The sequence below is a fragment of the Acinetobacter sp. 231_lipA genome (assembly GCF_058243005.1).
Window position 1 is genome coordinate 2,233,729 of record NZ_JBZAYU010000001.1, and the last position, 18,357, is coordinate 2,252,085.

The window sequence follows — 18,357 nt, forward strand, 5'->3', positions numbered from 1 at the left end:
TGATTGATTTTTTGTTCTTGAAAAATAAAACAGTAAAATAATAGATAGGGTATACATGCAAAATTCAGAGGCATCTTTGCCACCTGTAGAGGCTTCTTTTGAAGCAAGCTGGCCACCTCCACCAGCCGTTCCCACGGATGAGCCAAACGCCTATTTGGGACAGACCTTTCGTTTCCAATTCCGTGGTAATGCCCGTGAGTACTTTGGCATTTGGATTGTGAATATCTTATTGACCATTGTTACCTTCAGTTTATATGCGCCTTGGGCGAAGGTTAGACGCTTACGCTATTTTTATGGCAACACGGTGTTTTATCGCCGCAAGTTTGATTTTACGGGTGTACCTACACGTATCCTGATTGGTCGAATTATTGCTTTGGGCGTGTACTTTGGCGCTTCAGCTTTGGCTCAGGTATCTTGGCAAGCTTCTTTAATTGGTTTCCTCATCATCTTTTTATTGGTTCCGTGGTTGGTGCGTTCAACCATTCGTTTCCGAGCGCGGAACAGTAAATTTGGCAATAGCCGCTTTTATTTTACAGGCACAACCAAAGAAGCCTATATCTTGGCGCTGAAAGGCATTTTGATTTACATCTTTACCCTCGGGATCTTTTTCCCAGTGCTGTTTTGGTATTTTAAAAAATACACGCTGGATAATTTACAACTCGGGCAATTACGTTTTGAGTTACATGCCGATTGGCCTGACTATATGCGTGCTATGTACGTCCCTGTGTTTTTGTTTATTGGAATTGTCTTTGTTTTAGGATTATTCGTTGCCTTCACTCTTCAAGTTGGGAGCAGTTCTCCAACCCAGTTTGGGATCATCGTGGCGGTGATTTATATGATTGCTGCTTTTATGATTTGGCCGTTGATGATGGCGCGTATTTTTATTACCACATGGAATAAAGCCACGCTGGGGCGTAGTCCTTTCCAAACGGACTGCGGTCAGATGCATTATGCATGGATCGTGATGACCAACTGGATTTTAAAAATCCTCTCGCTCGGTTTGTTATCTGCATGGGCTGCGGTGCGTTTGTATCAGTATCAAATTGAGTCATTAACTTTAACCCTAAAAAATGATCCAGATCGTATGTACAATTTGGCTCAAGATGACCCGAATGCTATTGCTGAAGAGCTGAGTGATATTTTTGACATCGATATTTCGCTGTAACGAGGCTTAAATGCAGGAACAAAACATCACCTTTTACGATGGGCAGATTTCTAAGCCTTATCCAGCCACGATTGCACCGATAGACCGAGAAACGGTGTTGATCTGTTATAACCAGCAGCAGCGTCGTTATTACTATGCCGATATGCAGTTGATTGGGGCATTGGGGCAGATTCAACCTGTGATTGAGTTGAAAGATGATGCACGGATTGAATTTCCACAAGCATTGCCTGACTGGTTTGAGCTGAACAAAAAGCATGTACAGCATTCGATTTGGAAATTAGAACGCTCACCAAGTCTCATCTTATTTAGTGTGGTGTTTGTTGCCGCTTTTATCTTTGCCATTTTAAGATGGGGTATTCCAAGCGCAGCACATTATGTCGCGATGCAACTACCTGCCGATACCATCTATAAACTCGGCGATGAAGCGCAAGAACAAGTGTTTAAGCTGACGGGACCTTCGACTGTCCCTCTTGCACGTCAAAAACAAATCATGCAAAGCTATCAAGACCTTGTTGCCAATGGGCAACCTGCCAAAGTATTGTTTCGTGCAGGTGGACAAATTGGAACGAATGCTTTAGCGCTGCCAAACAACACCATTATTCTGACCGATGAACTGGTTAATTTAGCTAAAGATGATCATGAAATTATTGGGGTTTTAGCACATGAGCAAGGGCACTTGGTCGAGCGACATAGCTTACAGCAAGCCTTATCCAGTTTAGGTTTTAGTGTGCTATTGATTGCGGTGACGGGGGACAGTTCGGCCTTATTTACAACTTTGCCCGTGGCTTTGGTTGGTGCCAGTTATTCACGCAATTTTGAAAGTGATGCGGACTTGTATGCCATGCAAGTGCTGGATAAAAACCATATCTCCAGCTTACATTTGGCAAACTTTTTAGCACGTATGGAAGATGATGCACGTGCCGAAGAGGAAGAAAAGCAGCCGCAAGGGAAGTCCGAAGAAGAGGAGGACGGTGGCATTGGTTCATTTTTCCAAAGTCACCCTGCGACCCAAGAGCGTATTGCAGCTATTCGCCAATTTAACCAACAGCAACGGTTATCAAACTAATTCATTCAGCCGTTGACTTAAACTTGTGTCCATGTTGCTGTGAGTGGCGTTTGTCCCATACGGATCAGGTGGTCTAAGACCACGTGTTCTAAGTGACTCAATTTTTCTTCACTCGCCTCAATGCTGACATGTAAATGTTCGGCTTGAGGGCTTAACAGTACCCGTGCTTCAGGCATGATAATGGTAAAACTACTGGGTTCTTGTTCGATTTCAAACTTATGTTTCCAGTGATTCACCAGTCGTTTTGCAATTCGAGCCGCATCTGTCGTGACAATATCCGCAGTACTTTTCATATTTACCTCGTCGATTGATCATTTACCATAGCAGTTTCAAGCCAAATGAAAAGTTGAATGTTGCAACGCTACGTTGCAAATTTAGAAAGCTTAGCGCTTTCTTTTTTCACAAGTCCCAGTTCAAAAGCTGAATTTGCTATAATGCGTTCATTCCCTTTTGTATAAGCCAGGTACACGCATGTCCAAGCCTTATTTAATTGCACCATCTATTCTCTCTGCTGACTTTGCTCGTTTAGGTGAAGACGTTGAACATGTACTTGCAGCAGGTGCAGACGTGGTTCACTTTGATGTGATGGATAACCACTATGTGCCAAATCTGACTTTTGGTGCGGGTATTTGTAAGGCTCTCAAGAACTATGGCATCAAAGCCCCAATTGATGTGCATTTGATGGTCAAGCCTGTCGATCGCATGATTGGTGACTTCTTAGAAGCAGGCGCGGACATTATTACCTTTCATCCAGAAGCCTCTGACCATATTGACCGTTCTTTACAGTTGATTAAATCAGGCGGTGCAAAAGCGGGTTTGGTCTTTAACCCAGCAACGCCGTTATATTATTTAGATTATGTGCTCGATAAAGTCGATCAAATTTTGTTGATGAGTGTGAACCCTGGTTTCGGCGGTCAAAAGTTTATTCCGATGACTTTAGACAAACTACGTGAAGCACGCAAAATTATTGATGCTTCAGGGCGTGATATTCGTTTAGAAGTGGATGGTGGTGTGTCACCTGCAAATATTCGCGAGATTGCAGAAGCGGGTGCAGATATGTTTGTTGCTGGTTCAGCTATTTTTGGAAAACCAGATTATAAAGCTGTGATTGATGATATGCGTGCAGAGCTTGCAAAAGTCGGTGCGGTAAAGGTTTAAGCTCATAGGTATAAATACTATGCGTTCTGTGGATAACTTTATGGATAAACTGGTGGATATCTATGTTGATAACGATATGGATAACTTGATTAATATTCAAACGTTTACACAGCAATGGTTTAGTATTTAGACGTTAAATGTATAAAAAGGACTCATTTGAGTCCTTTTTTATGGTGTGAAAGCCTGATTCTTACTGATGCTTTATTCATCTTTACTTAAAAATAGCACTGTTTAAAAAATAACTTTATTGTTTAAGTGTGCGTAGTGGCTAAACCGTCGCAGTAATTGAATTTAAATTTATAAACTTGTGTATAAACTATTCTTTGCTTATCCTGTAGATTGGGATCAGCAACAAAAGCTTAGGCATTTACATGCACAGAACGTTTTGTTGCGTTGAAATATCATTCTTCACTGACTAAATAGGATTGATTGTGCGTTCACTGCTCAAGACACATTCTTGGTTTGTCTTACTCATTACCTTGGTAATGGGGTGGAGTGGTATTGCCCAAGCTTCGGCAGCGCCGATGCATCAAATGATGCAGCTGAGTATGCAGGCTGCAACCAGTGAGCAAAGTTCTGCGCATGCAACAGGTATGCAAAGCATGCCCGACTGTCATCAAACGAAATCATCGAGTCCAGTCTCTGGACATCAAATGCATATGGCTCAGACCGACATAACAGCGAAGAGCAATTGTCATGCCTCGGATATGCTGCAAAATAAGCAAGTTCAGTGTCAGGAGTGTGCACAGTATCACTGCCAAACGACGCTGACGCTTTTAGACGTTGAACCGCTTGCAGTGGTTCAGCTTGAAGCCGCTTTAGTACAATCATCCCCCCATTTTCGTTATCAAGCTCAACATTTAGTGGGCTATTGGCAAGAAATTCTACGTCCTCCTAAAGCCTAATCCTGATTTTTAAAACTTTATTTTTAAAATTATTAGGATTTAGTCATGTCTATTCAATTTAAACAAAGCCTCATCCTTGGGGCGTGTCTGATGTCATCTTCTTGGAGCTTTGGCGCAGTCAAAGAATACCAATTAGTCATTGATGAAAGTCCCGTCAATTTAACGGGAAAGTCGTTAAAACGCATTAGCGTTAATGGGCAGTTTCCTGCACCTCTGCTTGAATTTGAGGAGGGCGATGATGCGGTCATTCGGGTTAAAAACAACTTAAAAAAACAGGATTCATCGATCCACTGGCATGGTTTGCTTTTGCCCGGGCTAATGGATGGTGTGCCAGGTTTTAACGGGTTTAATGGTATTCAGCCGAAGAGCGAATTTGTCTATAAGTTCAAAGTGCGCCAAAGTGGAACCTATTGGTATCACGCACACTCGAAAGGACAAGAGCAAGATGGGCTGTATGGCGCATTGGTCATTTATCCCAAAGACAAAAAGCCTTTAGCTCAGCATGAAAAAACTGAGCGTGACTATGTGGTGATGCTGTCGGACTTCCATGAGCAGAGTAGTGAACAAATTCAGAAGAATCTGAAAATTTCTGCCGAATATTATCAAAATCAGCGTGAAACCGTTGCTGATGTGTGGAAACAAGTACAGCGCGAGGGCTTAAAAGCCGCGTGGCAAGACCGTTCCATCTGGAACCAAATGCGCATGCTAAAAACGGATCTGTCCGATGTCACGGGTTATACCTTCCTGATCAATGGTAAAACGCCTGAGCAGAACTGGACAGGTATGTTTAAGCCGAATGAGAAGGTTCGGTTGCGTTTTATCAATGCTTCAGCCATGTCATTTTTTGATATCCGTATTCCTCACTTAAAAATGACCGTGGTCAGTGCAGATGGTCAACCCGTCAAACCCGTTCCTGTGGATGAGTTTCGGATTGGAACTGCTGAAACTTATGATGTGATTGTGGAACCGAAAGCAGGGCATTATCAAATTGAAGCAGAGTCGATTGACCGTTCAGGCTACGCCATTGGAACTTTACACAATGAGTTGACTCCAATGGCACAGAGCATACATATGCCTGCGCCACGTCCACGCTCATTGTTGACCATGGAAGATATGGGGCACGGCTCAGAACATTCAGGTATGGATCATTCACAGATAAACCATGAAACAATGCCTGAAATGGATCACTCCAAAATGAACCCTGAAGCGATGGCTGGTATGGATCATTCAAAGATGAATCATAAGACCATATCTGAGATGGATCATACACAGATGGGTCATGCGCAACAGAATACGACAGCAAGTTCGGTACAGGAAGCTGTTACACCAGTGTATGGGTGGGCGAATGCCTCTACGCCTAAAGGTGATAAGGCATTGCAATATAGCGATCTGAAATCCTTAGAGCCTCAAAAAGATACCCGTGAGGCGACGAGCGAGTTAGTGATTCGTTTGGGTGGAACTATGGAACGCTATTTGTGGACCATCAACGGGAAAAAATTTAGCGACGCTGAACCGTTGAAAGTGAAGTATGGCGAGCGTATTCGGATCAAATTTATCAATGACAGCATGATGGCGCATCCGATGCATTTGCACGGTATGTTTATGCAACTGGAAAATGGACAAGCCGCCGTTGATATGCCGAATAAGCACACTTTGATTGTACCACCGGGCAAAACAGTGACTGCTTTACTGACCGCAGATGAGTTAGGCGAATGGGCGATTCACTGTCATCTGCTGTATCACATGAGCTCAGGCATGATGAATAAACTGATTGTGGCCAATGTGAGTGATAGTCAAGTGTCCACCACCCCAATTCAAGAGCAAAAAACAGCAGCTCAAGCTGAACCAAAAGGAGATGAACATGCGCATCACTAATCTTTTTTCAGGTTTTGCCCTAGCTGTTAGTGTCTTATTGAGTTCGTTTGCTATGGCTGCCGAATCTCATGCACATCATGAAAAACAAAAAGCCAAATCTACAAGCCAAGATCAGTCCAAAGAAATGGCACATGAGCATCATCAGCATAGTGCCGATGAGCATACTCAGATGCTGAAACAGAAAAATGCGGTTGGTCTGCCTTCATCGGAGAAGCAAGCTCAGACTCAACCAAGCAAACAGTCGAAGGCTCAGAAAGGAGATCATCATGTACACCATTAATCTTTTTTCTAAAAGCATAGTGAGCAGTTCTTTCGTGTTGATGAGTGCTGCGGCTATGGCGCATGAAGGGCATCATATGCCTGCTGAAGCAAATGCAAATATGTCCATGACAACTGAGTCCGTGATGTCACAACATGCACAGCATCAGGCGATGACCACTCCAACTCAAGCTGTTCCACAGACTAGCGCACAACATGTACAGCAGATGAATCATGATTCAACAGCACATACGCATGATCACCGCAAAGAGCACGGCGCGCAAATTTATGCGGTCACCACCGTCGATAACAAGTGGTTGCTGAATGAAGATGGCGATGGTGGTTTAAAGTCTGAGTTTGAAACCCGTATCGGGACAGATGAAAATAAGCTGTTTATCAAGGTACATGCGGATAAGCAGGAAGCGCATAAGGCTGAATATGATGCCAAAGTGCTGTATAGCCGTATGATTTCAGACTTTTGGGATATACAGGCAGGTGCACGATACCGAGCTGAAAAAGTAGAGTATGAACAGCAGGGATGGGATACGGAAGAAAAAGTGGATGGGGTGCTTGGCTTACATGGTTTAGCGCCGTATTTCTTTGAAACTGATGCTTACGTATATGCTGGTGCAGACAACTATGCTGCGTTTAGTTTAGAAACCGAGCGGGACTTGTTACTGACCCAAAAGCTGATTTTTAAACCTTATTTAGATATGAATATTATTTTCAGTGATGACTCTAAATATGCCAAAAAATCGGGTCTCAGTAGTGCAGCCGTTGGTCTTGAGACACGTTATGAGATCAGCAAAAAAGTCATGCCTTATGTGGACATTGCCTATGAATATAGCAAAGGCAATGAAGCGACGGCTTGGCAGGCTGAAAGTGACGAAGAGAAAGGTTGGCAGTATGGAATGGGTATTCGCTTTAAGTTTTAAGTCGGACGTTTAGGTTTAAAGTAAATATTTGAGATTGCACCAATGTTGTGCTGAAAGAGTGATCTGCTGGTTCGGATCACTCTTTTTTGCGCTTTAATGATTTCTAAGTATGAAAATAATTCATTTTGGTGCGCTCTTTGCTATAATTTGAGGCATATTTAGGATGAACGACCTCCCTCATATTGAGAAAATTCGTCAGGACGGCCTGACTCTAGTGAAGAGGAGTCAGTAGCATGGCTTGGGTTTTTCTTATCTTTGCGGGTCTGTTTGAAATCGTTTGGGCATATTCAATGAAACTGTCCGAAGGGTTTAGCAAACTCACACCCAGCATCATTACCATTGTGTTCATGATTTTAAGTTTTGGTTTACTGGCCTATGCAATGCGAACATTGCCGCTAGGAACCGCGTATACCATTTGGACTGGGATTGGTGCGATTGGATCTTTCTTGGTGGGGATTTTTATTTTAGGTGAGCCAGCAACTGCTATGCGGATGTTTGCTGCGGTGCTGATTGTATCGGGCCTGATTTTGATGAAACTCTCATCCAGCTAAATTCATTTAAATATGTAGAGCTTCAAGCGATCCTTCGTTTGAAGCTTTGTTGTTTCTGCTCGGAATAAAAGGTGTTTTGCGTATGGCGTGGGTGATTTTAATTGTTGCAGGTTTGCTCGAAGTGGTTTGGGCCTATGCAATGAAAGTATCGGATGGTTTTACTAAACTGACACCGAGTATTTTAACCCTCGTATTTATGGTGGCCAGTTTTGCGTTGCTGTCTTATGCCATGAAGACCTTACCTTTGGGCACTGCCTATACGGTTTGGACAGGGATTGGCGCGATTGGTTCATTTTTGGTGGGTATCTTGATTTTAGGTGAACCTGCCAATGCCATGCGGATGCTCGCAGCGGTTTTAATTATTTCTGGGCTTGTACTGATGAAACTTTCATCGTCATAATGTTACATACATAGACAATTTTTGTGGTGAACCATGCGCTTATTTTTTAAATATATGCCATCTCCTGTCGGGGTACTGAGACTGGTGGCACATGATCAAGCCTTGGTTGCCGTATTGTGGGAAAATGAAAATCCCAAACGGGTACGTTTAGCTGAACTGGTCGAACACAATCAGCATCCGATTTTGCTGGAAACAGAGAAACAGTTGAGCGAATATTTTGCGACAAAACGTCAAAGTTTTGATTTGCCTTTGGATTTTTGGGGGACAGATTTCCAGAAGCAAGTTTGGCAGGCTTTATTGCAAATTCCTTTTGGTGAAACCCGAAGCTATAAAGATATTGCGCTACAGATTGGTAATGTCAAAGCCGTTCGTGCAGTGGGTGCGGCTAATGGCAAAAATCCAATTTCAATCATTGCGCCGTGTCATCGGGTTGTGGGGGCGAATGGAAAATTGGTCGGCTTTGCAGGCGGTCTGGACAATAAAGATATTTTATTGACGCTTGAGAAAATTGCGAATTAAGCGTGTGTTTCGGAGTTTTTACGTTCGTATTTTAGTTTAATAATTTAAAAGTAAGTACTTTGTTTTTTAATCTGTATTCTTTTGAAGAATCGTGTCTCTAACTCAAATAACGATGAATAATATGATGAGTCAAATTGTGGGGAATGTGTTTTCAGAGCTGTGGTGGATGCTACTGATCTTGTTCGGGATCGGCCTTTTAAAAGCGTTTAAGCCCTATCTGAAAGGGAGGTTTGGCGAGTTCGCAGTTCAAGCGCATGTGAAATTGTATTTGGATGAGCGTTATACTCTAATTAACGATGTGACTTTGCCTGATGAGCAGGGCGGAACGACTCAAATTGACCATATTGTATTGAGCCCCTTTGGTGTTTTTGTGATTGAAACCAAAAACTATAAGGGCTGGATTTTTGGTGGTGAGCGTCAAAAGATGTGGACGCAGAAAATTTATAAAAAGAGCTTTAAATTTCAAAATCCGCTGCATCAAAATTATAAACACGTCAAAGTGCTGCAAAGTGTGTTGCAAGATATTGTTGATGTAGATTATATCCATTCTGCTGTGGTGTTTATGCCTGAATGTGAGTTTAAAACTGCAATGCCCAGTACAGTATTTAAAGGTAAAACATGGGTCGATTATATTAAGACCTTTAACACAGAAGTGATTCCAGCGATGAAACTGAAACGGATTCAGCTTCGGATTGAAAAAGAAGTGTTAGAAAAGTCATGGAAAACCAACCGTGAGCATGTCGCACATTTAAAACAACGCCATCAAGACCGTTAAACAAAACCCTGCATACGCAGGGTTTTCTACTTAAAAACGCTTGGGAATTTTTTGACCGCCTTCAACAGGTGTTTCTGCCTGTTTTAATACACCAAAGAGCCATGTTTCGGCATGATGTACTGCGACTTTAACACTGTCACCTTGCGCCAAACGACCCGCAATAAAACTTGCCAGCGAACAACCTGAACCGTGATATTCACCAGCTAAACGCGGGCAGCGAGTTTCAGAAATGAGCTCGCCATTCACAAACAGGGCATTACGAATATAGTCCGGTGTGTCTTCATGACCACCTTTGACCAGTACCGCTTTGGCACCCATTTCAAATAGTTTTTGCGTTGCGGTAGCTAAGTCATCGAGACCTGTTAACGCTCGTAGTTCAACTGTATTTGGGGTAATAATGTCCGCCAATGGGATCAGCTCAACAAAAGCTTTGACTAAGGTTGCTTGATCACCCAGTGAACCGCCACTGTTCGCCACTAAAACAGGGTCGAGTACATATTTGTACTCAGGATGTTCACGTAGAAACTCAGCCAGTGCTGCAATATTATCAGTGGTGCCTAACATGCCAGATTTGACGGCTTTAATCGGTAAATCACCGACAACAGCGTTCGCCTGAGCTAACAGCAATTCTTTTGACGTCGCTTCAAAGCCAAACACTTGTTGCGAGTTTTGAACAGTGAGTGCTGTACACGCAATGGCTGCATGCGCACCACTTTGACCAATCGCTTCGATATCGGCCTGTAAACCAGCACCACCTGAAGGGTCTAAACCAGAAAAGCACAGTACGGTTGCGCGCACAGAAATATCCTTGTTGCGAAAATTTGCGATAGTATAGGCAACTTTGGCAGAACTCTCGATAGTATTTTATTTAAAGCCCAAGAAGGATCAGCTGTGATTAAACATATTTTGCTAGATTTAGATGGAACATTAACAGATCCGAAAGTTGGCATTACCACAAGTGCGCGTTATGGCTTAAACAAAGTCGGACACCCCATTGCTGAAGATCTAAACATTGACTGGATTATTGGGCCACCCCTAAAAGCGTCTTTGGCAAAACTCTTAAATGTTGCAGTGGACGATGTTTTGGCAGAGCAAGCTTTATTGGGCTATCGTGAGCGCTTTGCGGTGAAAGGTTTATATGAAAACCATTTATTTGCCGATGTTGAACCGACCTTAAAAAAACTGACCGAGCAGGGCTATCACTTGTATTTGGCGACAGCAAAACCTGAAATTTATGCACGTCAAATCTTAGAGCATTTCAATTTACTGCAATACTTTATCCATCCCTATGGCAGTGAACTGAACGGTGAGCGCACCAATAAGGGAGAGTTGATTGCTTATATTTTAGAAAAAGAGCAGTTAAAAGCGGAAGAGTGTCTGATGGTTGGTGATCGTGAGCATGACATTTTGGGTGCACGTCGTAACGGCATTGAAACCATTGCGGTGGAATACGGTTATGGTTCTGATCAAGAGTTGACGGAAGCCGCACCTAAAGCACGAATTAAAACCTTTGCCGATGTCTTGGACTTGATTTAACGCAGATAGGATTTAATTCGGACAGGATTTAAAGAACGTCTTTTTCGACTGCGCACGACTTTTCTATATTGAAACAGTCGTGCGCAGGGATTAAAAATTAAATGCCTAACATACGTCTAATTTCATTTGCTAACAGTGCAGGATTGGCCTGTTGATGCGGAATGCTAAGGCTGTTGAAGCTATCACCACGAAATTTACGATCCACTTCCAAAAGTACATGGGTTTGATGTTGCTCTGCCACAAAGGACACTTCAACTTCATTGATGCTGTTGAACAATTGCGTAGGTTTAAATTCAAGTTCTTGATAACAACCAATGCTCGAGTGGAAGCCGTTGCCACATAGTTGACCTTTTTCAACATCGACGGTCATTAACTGAAAACCGCATTGCTGCATGGCTTGAATAAACGCCTGCATAGCCGGTGTCGGGAAAATCTGTAAATAGTCTTTGTCAGTGGCATCGAGTCCCCAGCCCACATCTAAATGCGTATGTAACCACACTCGGGTTTTATTGATGCGGCAAGGCACATCTGTAACTGGCGTTTCAAAGGGCAGTTGAATCGAAAAAGGAAATGCATGTGACTGATGGGCTTGTAACTCAAAAGTCCCGCTAATGTGCCATTCGGCAATACTTAACGCACTATTGTACTCAGCATCATCCGATTCAACCTCGGCTGTGGTCATGAGCTTTAAATAAATACCGTTGATAATTTTATTAGACGCGGCACCTTTAAAAATAACCTCACCTTGAATGGCTTGACCCGCTTGTGGTGCGGTGGTGTGTAGACGAGTATCGACTTGAATGCCTTGTAAGCCAAGACTAGACATAAGTTTGTTAAACAAGGTGCAGAACTTCCAATAGGGAATCGATAGATTTTAAACATTTAAAGTGAATGCATTTTTAAAATGCATATTTTTAATAAGCTGTTAGCGAATATCCAAATAAAAACTTTCTTTGACTTCTTCCATCACAATATAACTGTGCGATGACGCTGAAGAGGGCAGTTTTTTTAGTAAATCACCCAATAGGCGTCGGTAGGCACTCATTTCTTTTAAACGGGCTTTGACCAAATAATCGAATTCACCTGAAATCAGATGGCATTCTAAAACTTCAGGGATTTCGACCAAGTCACGTGCCACTTGATCAAACACATCGCCAGACTTGGCCGATAGCTTAATTTCTAAAAATACCAATAAGTTTCGATCGACCAGTTGTGGATTGAGGCGTGCGTAGTAACCCATGATAATACCATCGCGCTCTAAGCGTTTGACACGTTCTGAACAGGGTGTGGTTGAGAGGTTGACGCGAGAGGCCAATTCACTAATCGCAATTCGTCCATCACGCTGTAAAATGTCTAAAATCTGCTGATCAATCCGATCTAATTTACGCATTATAAATTTCCTATGTTTAGAATTTTAGCGCGACAAAAATGGCGATTTACCTAGATTATAATATTAAAAACAGTGAAAAAAACTATTAACCTAAAAATATACTAGTGAAATAAACTAGTGTGTGTAAGGGATCAGTCATGCGTGTAATTGTCTTAGGTAGTGGTGTCATCGGTGTTGCAAGTGCATATTACCTTGCACAACAAGGCGCAAGCGTTACGGTTTTAGACCGTCAAGCTGGTCCTGCTGAAGAAACTAGCTTTGGTAACGCAGGGCAAATCTCTCCAGGTTATTCTACACCGTGGGCTGCACCCGGTATTCCGTTTAAAGCCGTAAAGTGGATGTTCCAACACCATGCACCTTTAGCGATTAACATCGATGGTAGCATGTGGCAGTTGAACTGGATGGCGCAAATGTTGAAAAACTGCAATCCACAAAGCTATGCTATTAACAAAGAACGTATGACGCGTGTTGCTGAATACAGCCGTGACTGCTTACGTGAACTGCGTAAAGAAACAGGCATTCACTATGAAAACCGCGCGAAAGGAACTTTGCAGGTTTTCCGTAATGAAGCACAACTAGATGCAGTACAACGTGACATCCAAGTATTAAAAGAATGTGGCGTCGACTACGAATTATTATTAAAAGATGACTTAGCCAAAGTCGAGCCAGCTTTAGCCTATGCCAAAGACAAACTGGTTGGTGGTTTACATCTACCGAATGATGAAACAGGTGACTGTTACCTATTTACCAATGCTTTGGCAAATCTTGCGAAAGACATGGGCGTAGAATTTAAATTTAACCAAAATGTTGAAAAATTAGTGGTTGAAGGGGATGAAATCAAAGGCGTGGTGGTTGATGGTCAAGTGCTTACAGCAGACCGTTATGTGCTTGCTTTTGGTAGTTATTCACGTGATTTCTTAAAACCATTGAATTTGAATTTGCCTGTGTACCCTGTCAAAGGCTACTCATTGACCATTCCAATTATAGATCCTGCATTTGCACCGCAGTCTACGGTTCTTGATGAAACTTATAAAATTGCCATTACGCGTTTTGACCAACGTATCCGTGTGGGTGGTATGGCTGAACTGAGTGGTTTCAACCACGGTTTAAACCAAGACCGCCGTGCGACCTTGGAAATGGTGACTCAAGACTTATTCCCAGGTGGAAATTTAGCTGAAGCAAGTTTCTGGACGGGTTTACGTCCAATGACACCAGACTCTACGCCGATTATTGGTGCGACTCGTTTTAAAAACTTATTCTTGAATACAGGACATGGCACCTTGGGTTGGACCATGGCATGTGGTTCAGGCAAGCTTATTAGTGACTTGGTGATGAACCATCAACCAGACATCAGTACTGAAGGCCTATCGATTCAACGTTATCCTTCAGCAGCCTAATTCGTTTTAGGTCATATTGATTCAAGGAAGAAGAAAATGCCACGTCCAATTACTGCAGTGATTCATAGTCAATCACTGCAGCATAATTTAAATGTTGCTCGCACGAAAATGCCGAATAGCCAAGTCTATGCGGTGGTCAAAGCCAATGCCTATGGTCATGGGATTGAACGCGTCTATCAAGCGTTCAAATCTGCCGATGGTTTTGCGCTGCTCGATTTGGCAGAGGCGAAACGCATCCGCGCTTTAGGCTGGATAGGTCCGGTTCTGTTACTCGAAGGTATTTTTTCAGAGCAAGACCTATTTGACTGCCATGAGCTGGGCCTAAGTTTCAGTATTCATAGTGAATATCAACTCGAATGGTTAGCGCGTTTTCCTTTAGAGGCGCAGTTCGATGTTTATTTAAAAATGAACAGCGGCATGAATCGTTTAGGTTTCCGTCCTGAACAATACCGTCAAGTGTGGCAGCAGCTTTCCAGTTTGCCTCAAGTTCAACGCTTGACCCATATGATGCATTTTTCGGATGCCGATGGTGAGCGTTTCGGACGTGAAGGCATTGCGCATCAATGCCAGTTATTTGATGCCATTACCCATGATCTGCCGGGTGCACGTTCTGTTAGCAACAGTGCAGCCATCTTACGCCATGAACAGTTGCAGTCGGATGTGATCCGTAGCGGCATCATGCTCTATGGCAGTTCTCCAGATTATCCAAGCCATTCGATTCAGGACTGGGACTTGCAACCTGCCATGAGTTTGCGCAGCGAGTTGATTGCCATTCAGCAATTAAAAGCAGGCGATAGCGTCGGTTATGGCTCAAAGTTCATTGCTGAAAGCGACATGCGTGTGGGTATTGTGGCTTGTGGTTATGCCGATGGTTATCAACGGATTACCGCAACAGGTACGCCTATTTTAGTTGATGGACAACGCAGCAGCTTGGTCGGGCGTGTCAGCATGGACATGTTGGCGGTCGATTTATCTCACCTTCCAAATGCCCAAGTCGGCAGTGAAGTGGTGCTGTGGGGTACATCGAAACAGGGTGCTGTACTCAGCATTGATGAAGTCGCAGCAGGTTCAGGCACGATTGGCTATGAGCTGATGTGTGCTGTCACTGCACGTGTCAATTTTATCCAAGATTAAATTTTATTTTTATACAGTTTCATACAAGGAAAGACCTATGTCACATTCAGACATTCAAAAATTCAACACCAACGAAGTCATGAGTGCAGTCACTGTGTTTAATCAAGTGGTGTATTTGTCAGGGCAAGTGCCAAAAAATACCGACAATGATGTCGCAGGTCAGACCCGTGAAATTTTAGCAACAATTGATGAGCTTTTAGCTTTGGCAAATACAGATAAATCACGTTTGTTATCTGCTCAGCTTTACATCAAAAATCTCTCTGATTTTTCTACAGTCAATGCGATTTGGATTGACTGGATGAATGGTTGTGTAGCACCTTCACGTGCCACGATTCAGGCTGATTTGGTTAATCCAAACTGGTTGATCGAAATTGCAGTGACGGCTGCACAAAACTAATTTTTAAACTCTCCCCGTGTATATCAGCGCTTGGGTTTCAACCGAAGTGCTGATGAGCGTATAAATGCCGCCCGTTAGGATAACGAGCACTGTATGAACATGGTTTATACGCAAAAAAGGACTTTAACAGGATGTTAAATTATGACGACTACCCCACAAGCTGACGGTGCAAATGCATCATCGCATGAATTACAACGGAAATTATCCAACCGCCACCTGCAATTGATTGCCATTGGTGGCGCGATTGGTACGGGCCTGTTCATGGGTTCGGGCAAAACCATCTCTCTTGCTGGTCCTTCTATCTTAATCATTTATATGATTATCGGGACCATGTTCTTCTTCCTGATGCGTGCATTGGGCGAAATTTTATTGTCAAATTTGCACTATAAGTCGTTTATCGATATGGCTCATGATCTGATTGGGCCAGGTGCGGGTTACTATATCGGTTGGTCCTATTGGCTTGGTTGGGTCTTGGTCGGTATTGCGGACTTGGCAGCCATTATTAACTATCTCGGCTTTTGGCTCCCACCAGACATGGCCTTTACTCCTATGGGACAGGCTTTAATCAGTGTCGGCTGCGTACTGTTTGTCCTCGGGCTGAATTTATTGACCGTGAAGCTCTTCGGTGAAATTGAATTTTGGTTTGCTTTAATCAAAATTTTAGCCATTTTAGGGCTGATCGTGATTGGTGGCTTTATGGTGTTTAGCCATTTCCAAGCACCGGGCGGTTCAGTTGCAAGCTTTAGTCATGTTTGGTCGCATGGAGGGATGTTCCCTCAAGGTGGCAGTGGCTTTTTAGCAGGCTTCCAAATTGCACTCTTTGCCTTTGTCGGTGTAGAGCTGATTGGAACCATGGCTGCTGAAACCAAAGACCCTGAAAAGAATTTACCGAAAGCAGTGAATGCGATTCCAACCCGTATCATTTTGTTCTATGTCTTGTCGCTATTTGTGGTGATGTCGGTGACGCCGTGGAATCAAATTCCTGCGGATCAAAGCCCGTTCGTTTCACTATTTTTACATGCAGGTATCCCAACTTCAGCCATCATTATGAACTTGGTGGTACTGTCTTCAGTGATGTCTTCAATGAATAGTGGTGTGTTCTCTACATCACGTATGCTGTTTGGTTTGGCAAGAGAAGGGCAAGCACCACAGAGCCTAGCGCGTCTGTCAAAACGTGCGGTGCCAGCAAAAGGCTTATTCTTCTCATGTGCTTTTATCATGGCAGGTGCTGCGCTGCAGTACTTTGTACCAAACACGGTTGAAGCCTTTACATTAGCCAGCTCATTGTGTGTGATTCTGTTCATCAGTATCTGGAGCATTATTATGGTGTGCTATATCCGCTACCGTAAATTGCGTCCTGAGCTACATGCAAAATCGACTTTTAAAATGCCGGGCGGTGTTTGGATGTCTTATGTGGTCTTAATCTTCTTGTTCTTTACGTTGATTATTTTGAGTTTAGAGGCGGATACTCTTCGTGCACTCATGATCAGTCCACTATGGGTGATTGTTCTAGCCGTGACGTATCAACTGCTGTACAAGCCTCGTATGAAAAAACGTCTGTTAGGGCAGCAACTGGATAACTAAAATTCATTCTGTACTCGTGATGTTTGAAAGAAAGCCCTGCATAAGTAGGGCTTTCTTTTTGCTTGAGCTGAATTAATGGGTTCTAATTCAGTGTTAGATAATTGTATGATTTTATATATAAAAGCTGTCTAAATCAGGTGATTTCACTTTTAATGAGGCACTTTAAAATTTTAACAATGATTTATGCGTAATTATAAAATAGACATCCTGCGTGGCGTGTCCATCCTGTTGGTGCTGATTCACCATTTCAATATTCCTTATAAATTACACGATACCTTTCTCGGCATCTCAATTGGGGGCGAGAGCTTAAGTACTTTGATTGCAAGAAATGGCAACTATGGTGTGACCATGTTTTTTGTCATTTCAGGTTTTTTGATTACTCAGCATACCTTGCAGCGCAGTGGATCTTTGGCGCAGATTAAGCTGAAAGATTTTTATATCCGTCGTCTTGCTCGAATCATGCCGTGTCTGGTGTTATTGGTCACGATGGTCAGTGTGCTCGGAAGCTTAGGATTACAACCCTTTATCAATCAGTCGCCCAATGGCGTAGAAGTGTCCTATGCTGTCACCGTCCTTTCAGCTTTGAGCTTCTGGATGAATCTACTGATTATTGAATACGGCTGGGTGAACTATACTTTGGGCGTATTGTGGTCTTTATCGGTTGAAGAAGTCTTCTATTTAGCGTTTCCTGTCCTGTGTTTAGCACTGGGTCGGGGCAAAGGCTTTATTATTTTTCTGCTCGTTGTCATTGCGTATGCACCGTATTTTCGTGCCCTCCATTTTGGCGAGGGAAGCGGCGCTTATCTGTATCATTATTTTTCTAGTTTCGATGGAATTGCCATTGGCTGCCTCACCGCAATATATGCGCAACATTTTAAAGGTGTAATTTACAATCAAAAAATGATTGTTGCAGTAACAGCGTTTCTAATGACCGCTTTATATTTTTATGCACCCATCAAAGAGGTGAGTAGTTGGGGCATCAGCGTATTTGCTTTACTTACAGCGTTACTCATATTGTGTTTTACCCAAGACCTGAAAGTTAAACCTATCTCATACACGGCACGGAGTTTGGTCTGGATTGGACAGCGTAGCTATGAAATGTATCTGTTTCATTTGATTGTTCTCGGCTTAATGAAAGTGGTGTATTTCCCAAAAGAAACTTTAGCGGCTGAAAAGTTGATGTTGTTGCCTGTTTATTTTATCGCAGTGTTTATTTTGAGTTGGGTGATTGAGAAATATTATTCGACCCCACTCAATTTAAAAATTCGTCAATCTTGGATACGTTCGTAATACTGATCTTGAACTGTGCTGT

At 42.9% G+C, this 18,357-nt stretch carries 21 protein-coding genes; 17 read left to right on the forward strand and 4 right to left on the reverse strand.

Annotated features, from left to right (window positions below):
• The first annotated feature begins 55 nt into the window (after positions 1 to 55).
• The gene (locus tag AC4CUX_RS10900; protein WP_004694984.1) at positions 56 to 1,165 is read left to right on the forward strand and encodes a YjgN family protein; all 1,110 of its coding nucleotides are present in this window, start codon (positions 56 to 58) and stop codon (positions 1,163 to 1,165) included.
• A gap of 10 nt (positions 1,166 to 1,175) precedes the next feature.
• Complete coding sequence (locus tag AC4CUX_RS10905) at positions 1,176 to 2,231, forward strand: M48 family metallopeptidase (RefSeq protein WP_201950127.1); 1,056 nt, start codon at positions 1,176 to 1,178, stop codon at positions 2,229 to 2,231.
• Between the two features lie 17 nt (positions 2,232 to 2,248).
• Here AC4CUX_RS10905 and AC4CUX_RS10910 read toward each other — a convergent pair whose 3' ends face one another.
• Positions 2,249 to 2,524: a DUF2218 domain-containing protein gene (locus AC4CUX_RS10910; protein ID WP_004984216.1), complete on the reverse strand. Its 276-nt coding sequence runs from the start codon at positions 2,522 to 2,524 to the stop codon at positions 2,249 to 2,251.
• 178 nt (positions 2,525 to 2,702) lie between these two features.
• Here AC4CUX_RS10910 and rpe point away from each other — a divergent pair, with 178 nt between their 5' ends.
• The 9 genes from rpe (at position 2,703) to AC4CUX_RS10955 (ending at position 9,607) form a co-directional block, all read left to right on the forward strand.
• Positions 2,703 to 3,389 carry a ribulose-phosphate 3-epimerase gene (rpe, locus tag AC4CUX_RS10915; RefSeq protein WP_201950130.1) on the forward strand — a complete coding sequence of 229 codons (687 nt, stop codon included), beginning with the start codon at positions 2,703 to 2,705 and terminating at the stop codon, positions 3,387 to 3,389.
• Between the two features lie 431 nt (positions 3,390 to 3,820).
• The gene (locus tag AC4CUX_RS10920; RefSeq protein WP_201950135.1) at positions 3,821 to 4,294 is read left to right on the forward strand and encodes a hypothetical protein; all 474 of its coding nucleotides are present in this window, start codon (positions 3,821 to 3,823) and stop codon (positions 4,292 to 4,294) included.
• Between the two features lie 45 nt (positions 4,295 to 4,339).
• On the forward strand, positions 4,340 to 6,169 hold the full coding sequence (locus AC4CUX_RS10925) for a copper resistance system multicopper oxidase (RefSeq protein WP_201950145.1): 1,830 nt from the start codon (positions 4,340 to 4,342) through the stop codon (positions 6,167 to 6,169).
• The gene (locus AC4CUX_RS10930) at positions 6,156 to 6,449 is read left to right on the forward strand and encodes a hypothetical protein (protein ID WP_201950148.1); all 294 of its coding nucleotides are present in this window, start codon (positions 6,156 to 6,158) and stop codon (positions 6,447 to 6,449) included. Before AC4CUX_RS10925 ends, AC4CUX_RS10930 begins: the two co-directional genes overlap by 14 nt.
• On the forward strand, positions 6,436 to 7,362 hold the full coding sequence (locus AC4CUX_RS10935) for a copper resistance protein B (RefSeq protein ID WP_201950151.1): 927 nt from the start codon (positions 6,436 to 6,438) through the stop codon (positions 7,360 to 7,362). The genes AC4CUX_RS10930 and AC4CUX_RS10935 overlap by 14 nt, the downstream gene beginning before the upstream one ends.
• A 233-nt stretch (positions 7,363 to 7,595) precedes the next feature.
• Positions 7,596 to 7,913, forward strand: a complete 318-nt coding sequence (gene sugE / locus AC4CUX_RS10940) for a quaternary ammonium compound efflux SMR transporter SugE (protein ID WP_005400191.1) — start codon at positions 7,596 to 7,598, stop codon at positions 7,911 to 7,913.
• Positions 7,914 to 7,995: 82 nt separating this feature from the next.
• Positions 7,996 to 8,313 (forward strand): quaternary ammonium compound efflux SMR transporter SugE, encoded by a 318-nt coding sequence (sugE, locus tag AC4CUX_RS10945; protein ID WP_010325989.1) that lies wholly within the window; start codon positions 7,996 to 7,998, stop codon positions 8,311 to 8,313.
• 33 nt (positions 8,314 to 8,346) lie between these two features.
• The gene (locus AC4CUX_RS10950; protein ID WP_279042859.1) at positions 8,347 to 8,832 is read left to right on the forward strand and encodes a methylated-DNA--[protein]-cysteine S-methyltransferase; all 486 of its coding nucleotides are present in this window, start codon (positions 8,347 to 8,349) and stop codon (positions 8,830 to 8,832) included.
• A gap of 121 nt (positions 8,833 to 8,953) precedes the next feature.
• Complete coding sequence (locus AC4CUX_RS10955; protein WP_419381116.1) at positions 8,954 to 9,607, forward strand: nuclease-related domain-containing protein; 654 nt, start codon at positions 8,954 to 8,956, stop codon at positions 9,605 to 9,607.
• 30 nt (positions 9,608 to 9,637) lie between these two features.
• Here AC4CUX_RS10955 and AC4CUX_RS10960 read toward each other — a convergent pair whose 3' ends face one another.
• Positions 9,638 to 10,405, reverse strand: coding sequence for a hydroxymethylpyrimidine/phosphomethylpyrimidine kinase (locus AC4CUX_RS10960; protein ID WP_183174418.1), 768 nt, complete (start codon positions 10,403 to 10,405; stop codon positions 9,638 to 9,640).
• A gap of 93 nt (positions 10,406 to 10,498) precedes the next feature.
• Here AC4CUX_RS10960 and AC4CUX_RS10965 point away from each other — a divergent pair, with 93 nt between their 5' ends.
• A complete protein-coding gene (locus AC4CUX_RS10965; protein ID WP_201950162.1) occupies positions 10,499 to 11,143 on the forward strand; it encodes an HAD-IA family hydrolase in 645 nt (214 codons plus the stop codon).
• A gap of 97 nt (positions 11,144 to 11,240) precedes the next feature.
• Here AC4CUX_RS10965 and AC4CUX_RS10970 read toward each other — a convergent pair whose 3' ends face one another.
• Together AC4CUX_RS10970 and AC4CUX_RS10975 are read right to left on the reverse strand one after the other, a co-directional pair.
• Complete coding sequence (locus AC4CUX_RS10970; RefSeq protein ID WP_201950164.1) at positions 11,241 to 11,984, reverse strand: sporulation protein; 744 nt, start codon at positions 11,982 to 11,984, stop codon at positions 11,241 to 11,243.
• Between the two features lie 84 nt (positions 11,985 to 12,068).
• A complete protein-coding gene (locus AC4CUX_RS10975; RefSeq protein ID WP_004694947.1) occupies positions 12,069 to 12,533 on the reverse strand; it encodes an Lrp/AsnC ligand binding domain-containing protein in 465 nt (154 codons plus the stop codon).
• Positions 12,534 to 12,670: 137 nt separating this feature from the next.
• On the opposite strand from AC4CUX_RS10975, the gene AC4CUX_RS10980 reads away from it, so the two are divergent.
• The 5 genes from AC4CUX_RS10980 (at position 12,671) to AC4CUX_RS11000 (ending at position 18,335) form a co-directional block, all read left to right on the forward strand.
• Complete coding sequence (locus tag AC4CUX_RS10980; protein ID WP_218645688.1) at positions 12,671 to 13,930, forward strand: D-amino acid dehydrogenase; 1,260 nt, start codon at positions 12,671 to 12,673, stop codon at positions 13,928 to 13,930.
• Positions 13,931 to 13,966: 36 nt separating this feature from the next.
• Positions 13,967 to 15,064 (forward strand): alanine racemase, encoded by a 1,098-nt coding sequence (alr, locus tag AC4CUX_RS10985; RefSeq protein WP_201950171.1) that lies wholly within the window; start codon positions 13,967 to 13,969, stop codon positions 15,062 to 15,064.
• A gap of 37 nt (positions 15,065 to 15,101) precedes the next feature.
• On the forward strand, positions 15,102 to 15,461 hold the full coding sequence (locus AC4CUX_RS10990) for a RidA family protein (RefSeq protein WP_004694941.1): 360 nt from the start codon (positions 15,102 to 15,104) through the stop codon (positions 15,459 to 15,461).
• Between the two features lie 141 nt (positions 15,462 to 15,602).
• On the forward strand, positions 15,603 to 17,045 hold the full coding sequence (locus AC4CUX_RS10995) for an amino acid permease (RefSeq protein ID WP_176537218.1): 1,443 nt from the start codon (positions 15,603 to 15,605) through the stop codon (positions 17,043 to 17,045).
• A 183-nt stretch (positions 17,046 to 17,228) separates the two neighbouring features.
• Entirely contained in the window at positions 17,229 to 18,335 is a 1,107-nt protein-coding gene (locus AC4CUX_RS11000; RefSeq protein WP_201950174.1) for an acyltransferase family protein, read from the forward strand.
• The last annotated feature ends 22 nt before the right edge of the window (positions 18,336 to 18,357 follow it).

Coding starts and splice junctions, on each gene's coding strand:
- AC4CUX_RS10900 (WP_004694984.1), top strand. CDS start 56: ATGCAAAATTCAGAGGCATCTTTGCCACCTGTAGAGGCTTCTTTTGAA.
- AC4CUX_RS10905 (WP_201950127.1), top strand. CDS start 1,176: ATGCAGGAACAAAACATCACCTTTTACGATGGGCAGATTTCTAAGCCT.
- AC4CUX_RS10910 (WP_004984216.1), bottom strand. CDS start 2,524: ATGAAAAGTACTGCGGATATTGTCACGACAGATGCGGCTCGAATTGCA.
- rpe (WP_201950130.1), top strand. CDS start 2,703: ATGTCCAAGCCTTATTTAATTGCACCATCTATTCTCTCTGCTGACTTT.
- AC4CUX_RS10925 (WP_201950145.1), top strand. CDS start 4,340: ATGTCTATTCAATTTAAACAAAGCCTCATCCTTGGGGCGTGTCTGATG.
- AC4CUX_RS10930 (WP_201950148.1), top strand. CDS start 6,156: ATGCGCATCACTAATCTTTTTTCAGGTTTTGCCCTAGCTGTTAGTGTC.
- AC4CUX_RS10935 (WP_201950151.1), top strand. CDS start 6,436: ATGTACACCATTAATCTTTTTTCTAAAAGCATAGTGAGCAGTTCTTTC.
- sugE (WP_005400191.1), top strand. CDS start 7,596: ATGGCTTGGGTTTTTCTTATCTTTGCGGGTCTGTTTGAAATCGTTTGG.
- sugE (WP_010325989.1), top strand. CDS start 7,996: ATGGCGTGGGTGATTTTAATTGTTGCAGGTTTGCTCGAAGTGGTTTGG.
- AC4CUX_RS10950 (WP_279042859.1), top strand. CDS start 8,347: ATGCGCTTATTTTTTAAATATATGCCATCTCCTGTCGGGGTACTGAGA.
- AC4CUX_RS10955 (WP_419381116.1), top strand. CDS start 8,954: ATGATGAGTCAAATTGTGGGGAATGTGTTTTCAGAGCTGTGGTGGATG.
- AC4CUX_RS10975 (WP_004694947.1), bottom strand. CDS start 12,533: ATGCGTAAATTAGATCGGATTGATCAGCAGATTTTAGACATTTTACAG.
- AC4CUX_RS10980 (WP_218645688.1), top strand. CDS start 12,671: ATGCGTGTAATTGTCTTAGGTAGTGGTGTCATCGGTGTTGCAAGTGCA.
- alr (WP_201950171.1), top strand. CDS start 13,967: ATGCCACGTCCAATTACTGCAGTGATTCATAGTCAATCACTGCAGCAT.
- AC4CUX_RS10990 (WP_004694941.1), top strand. CDS start 15,102: ATGTCACATTCAGACATTCAAAAATTCAACACCAACGAAGTCATGAGT.
- AC4CUX_RS10995 (WP_176537218.1), top strand. CDS start 15,603: ATGACGACTACCCCACAAGCTGACGGTGCAAATGCATCATCGCATGAA.
- AC4CUX_RS11000 (WP_201950174.1), top strand. CDS start 17,229: ATGCGTAATTATAAAATAGACATCCTGCGTGGCGTGTCCATCCTGTTG.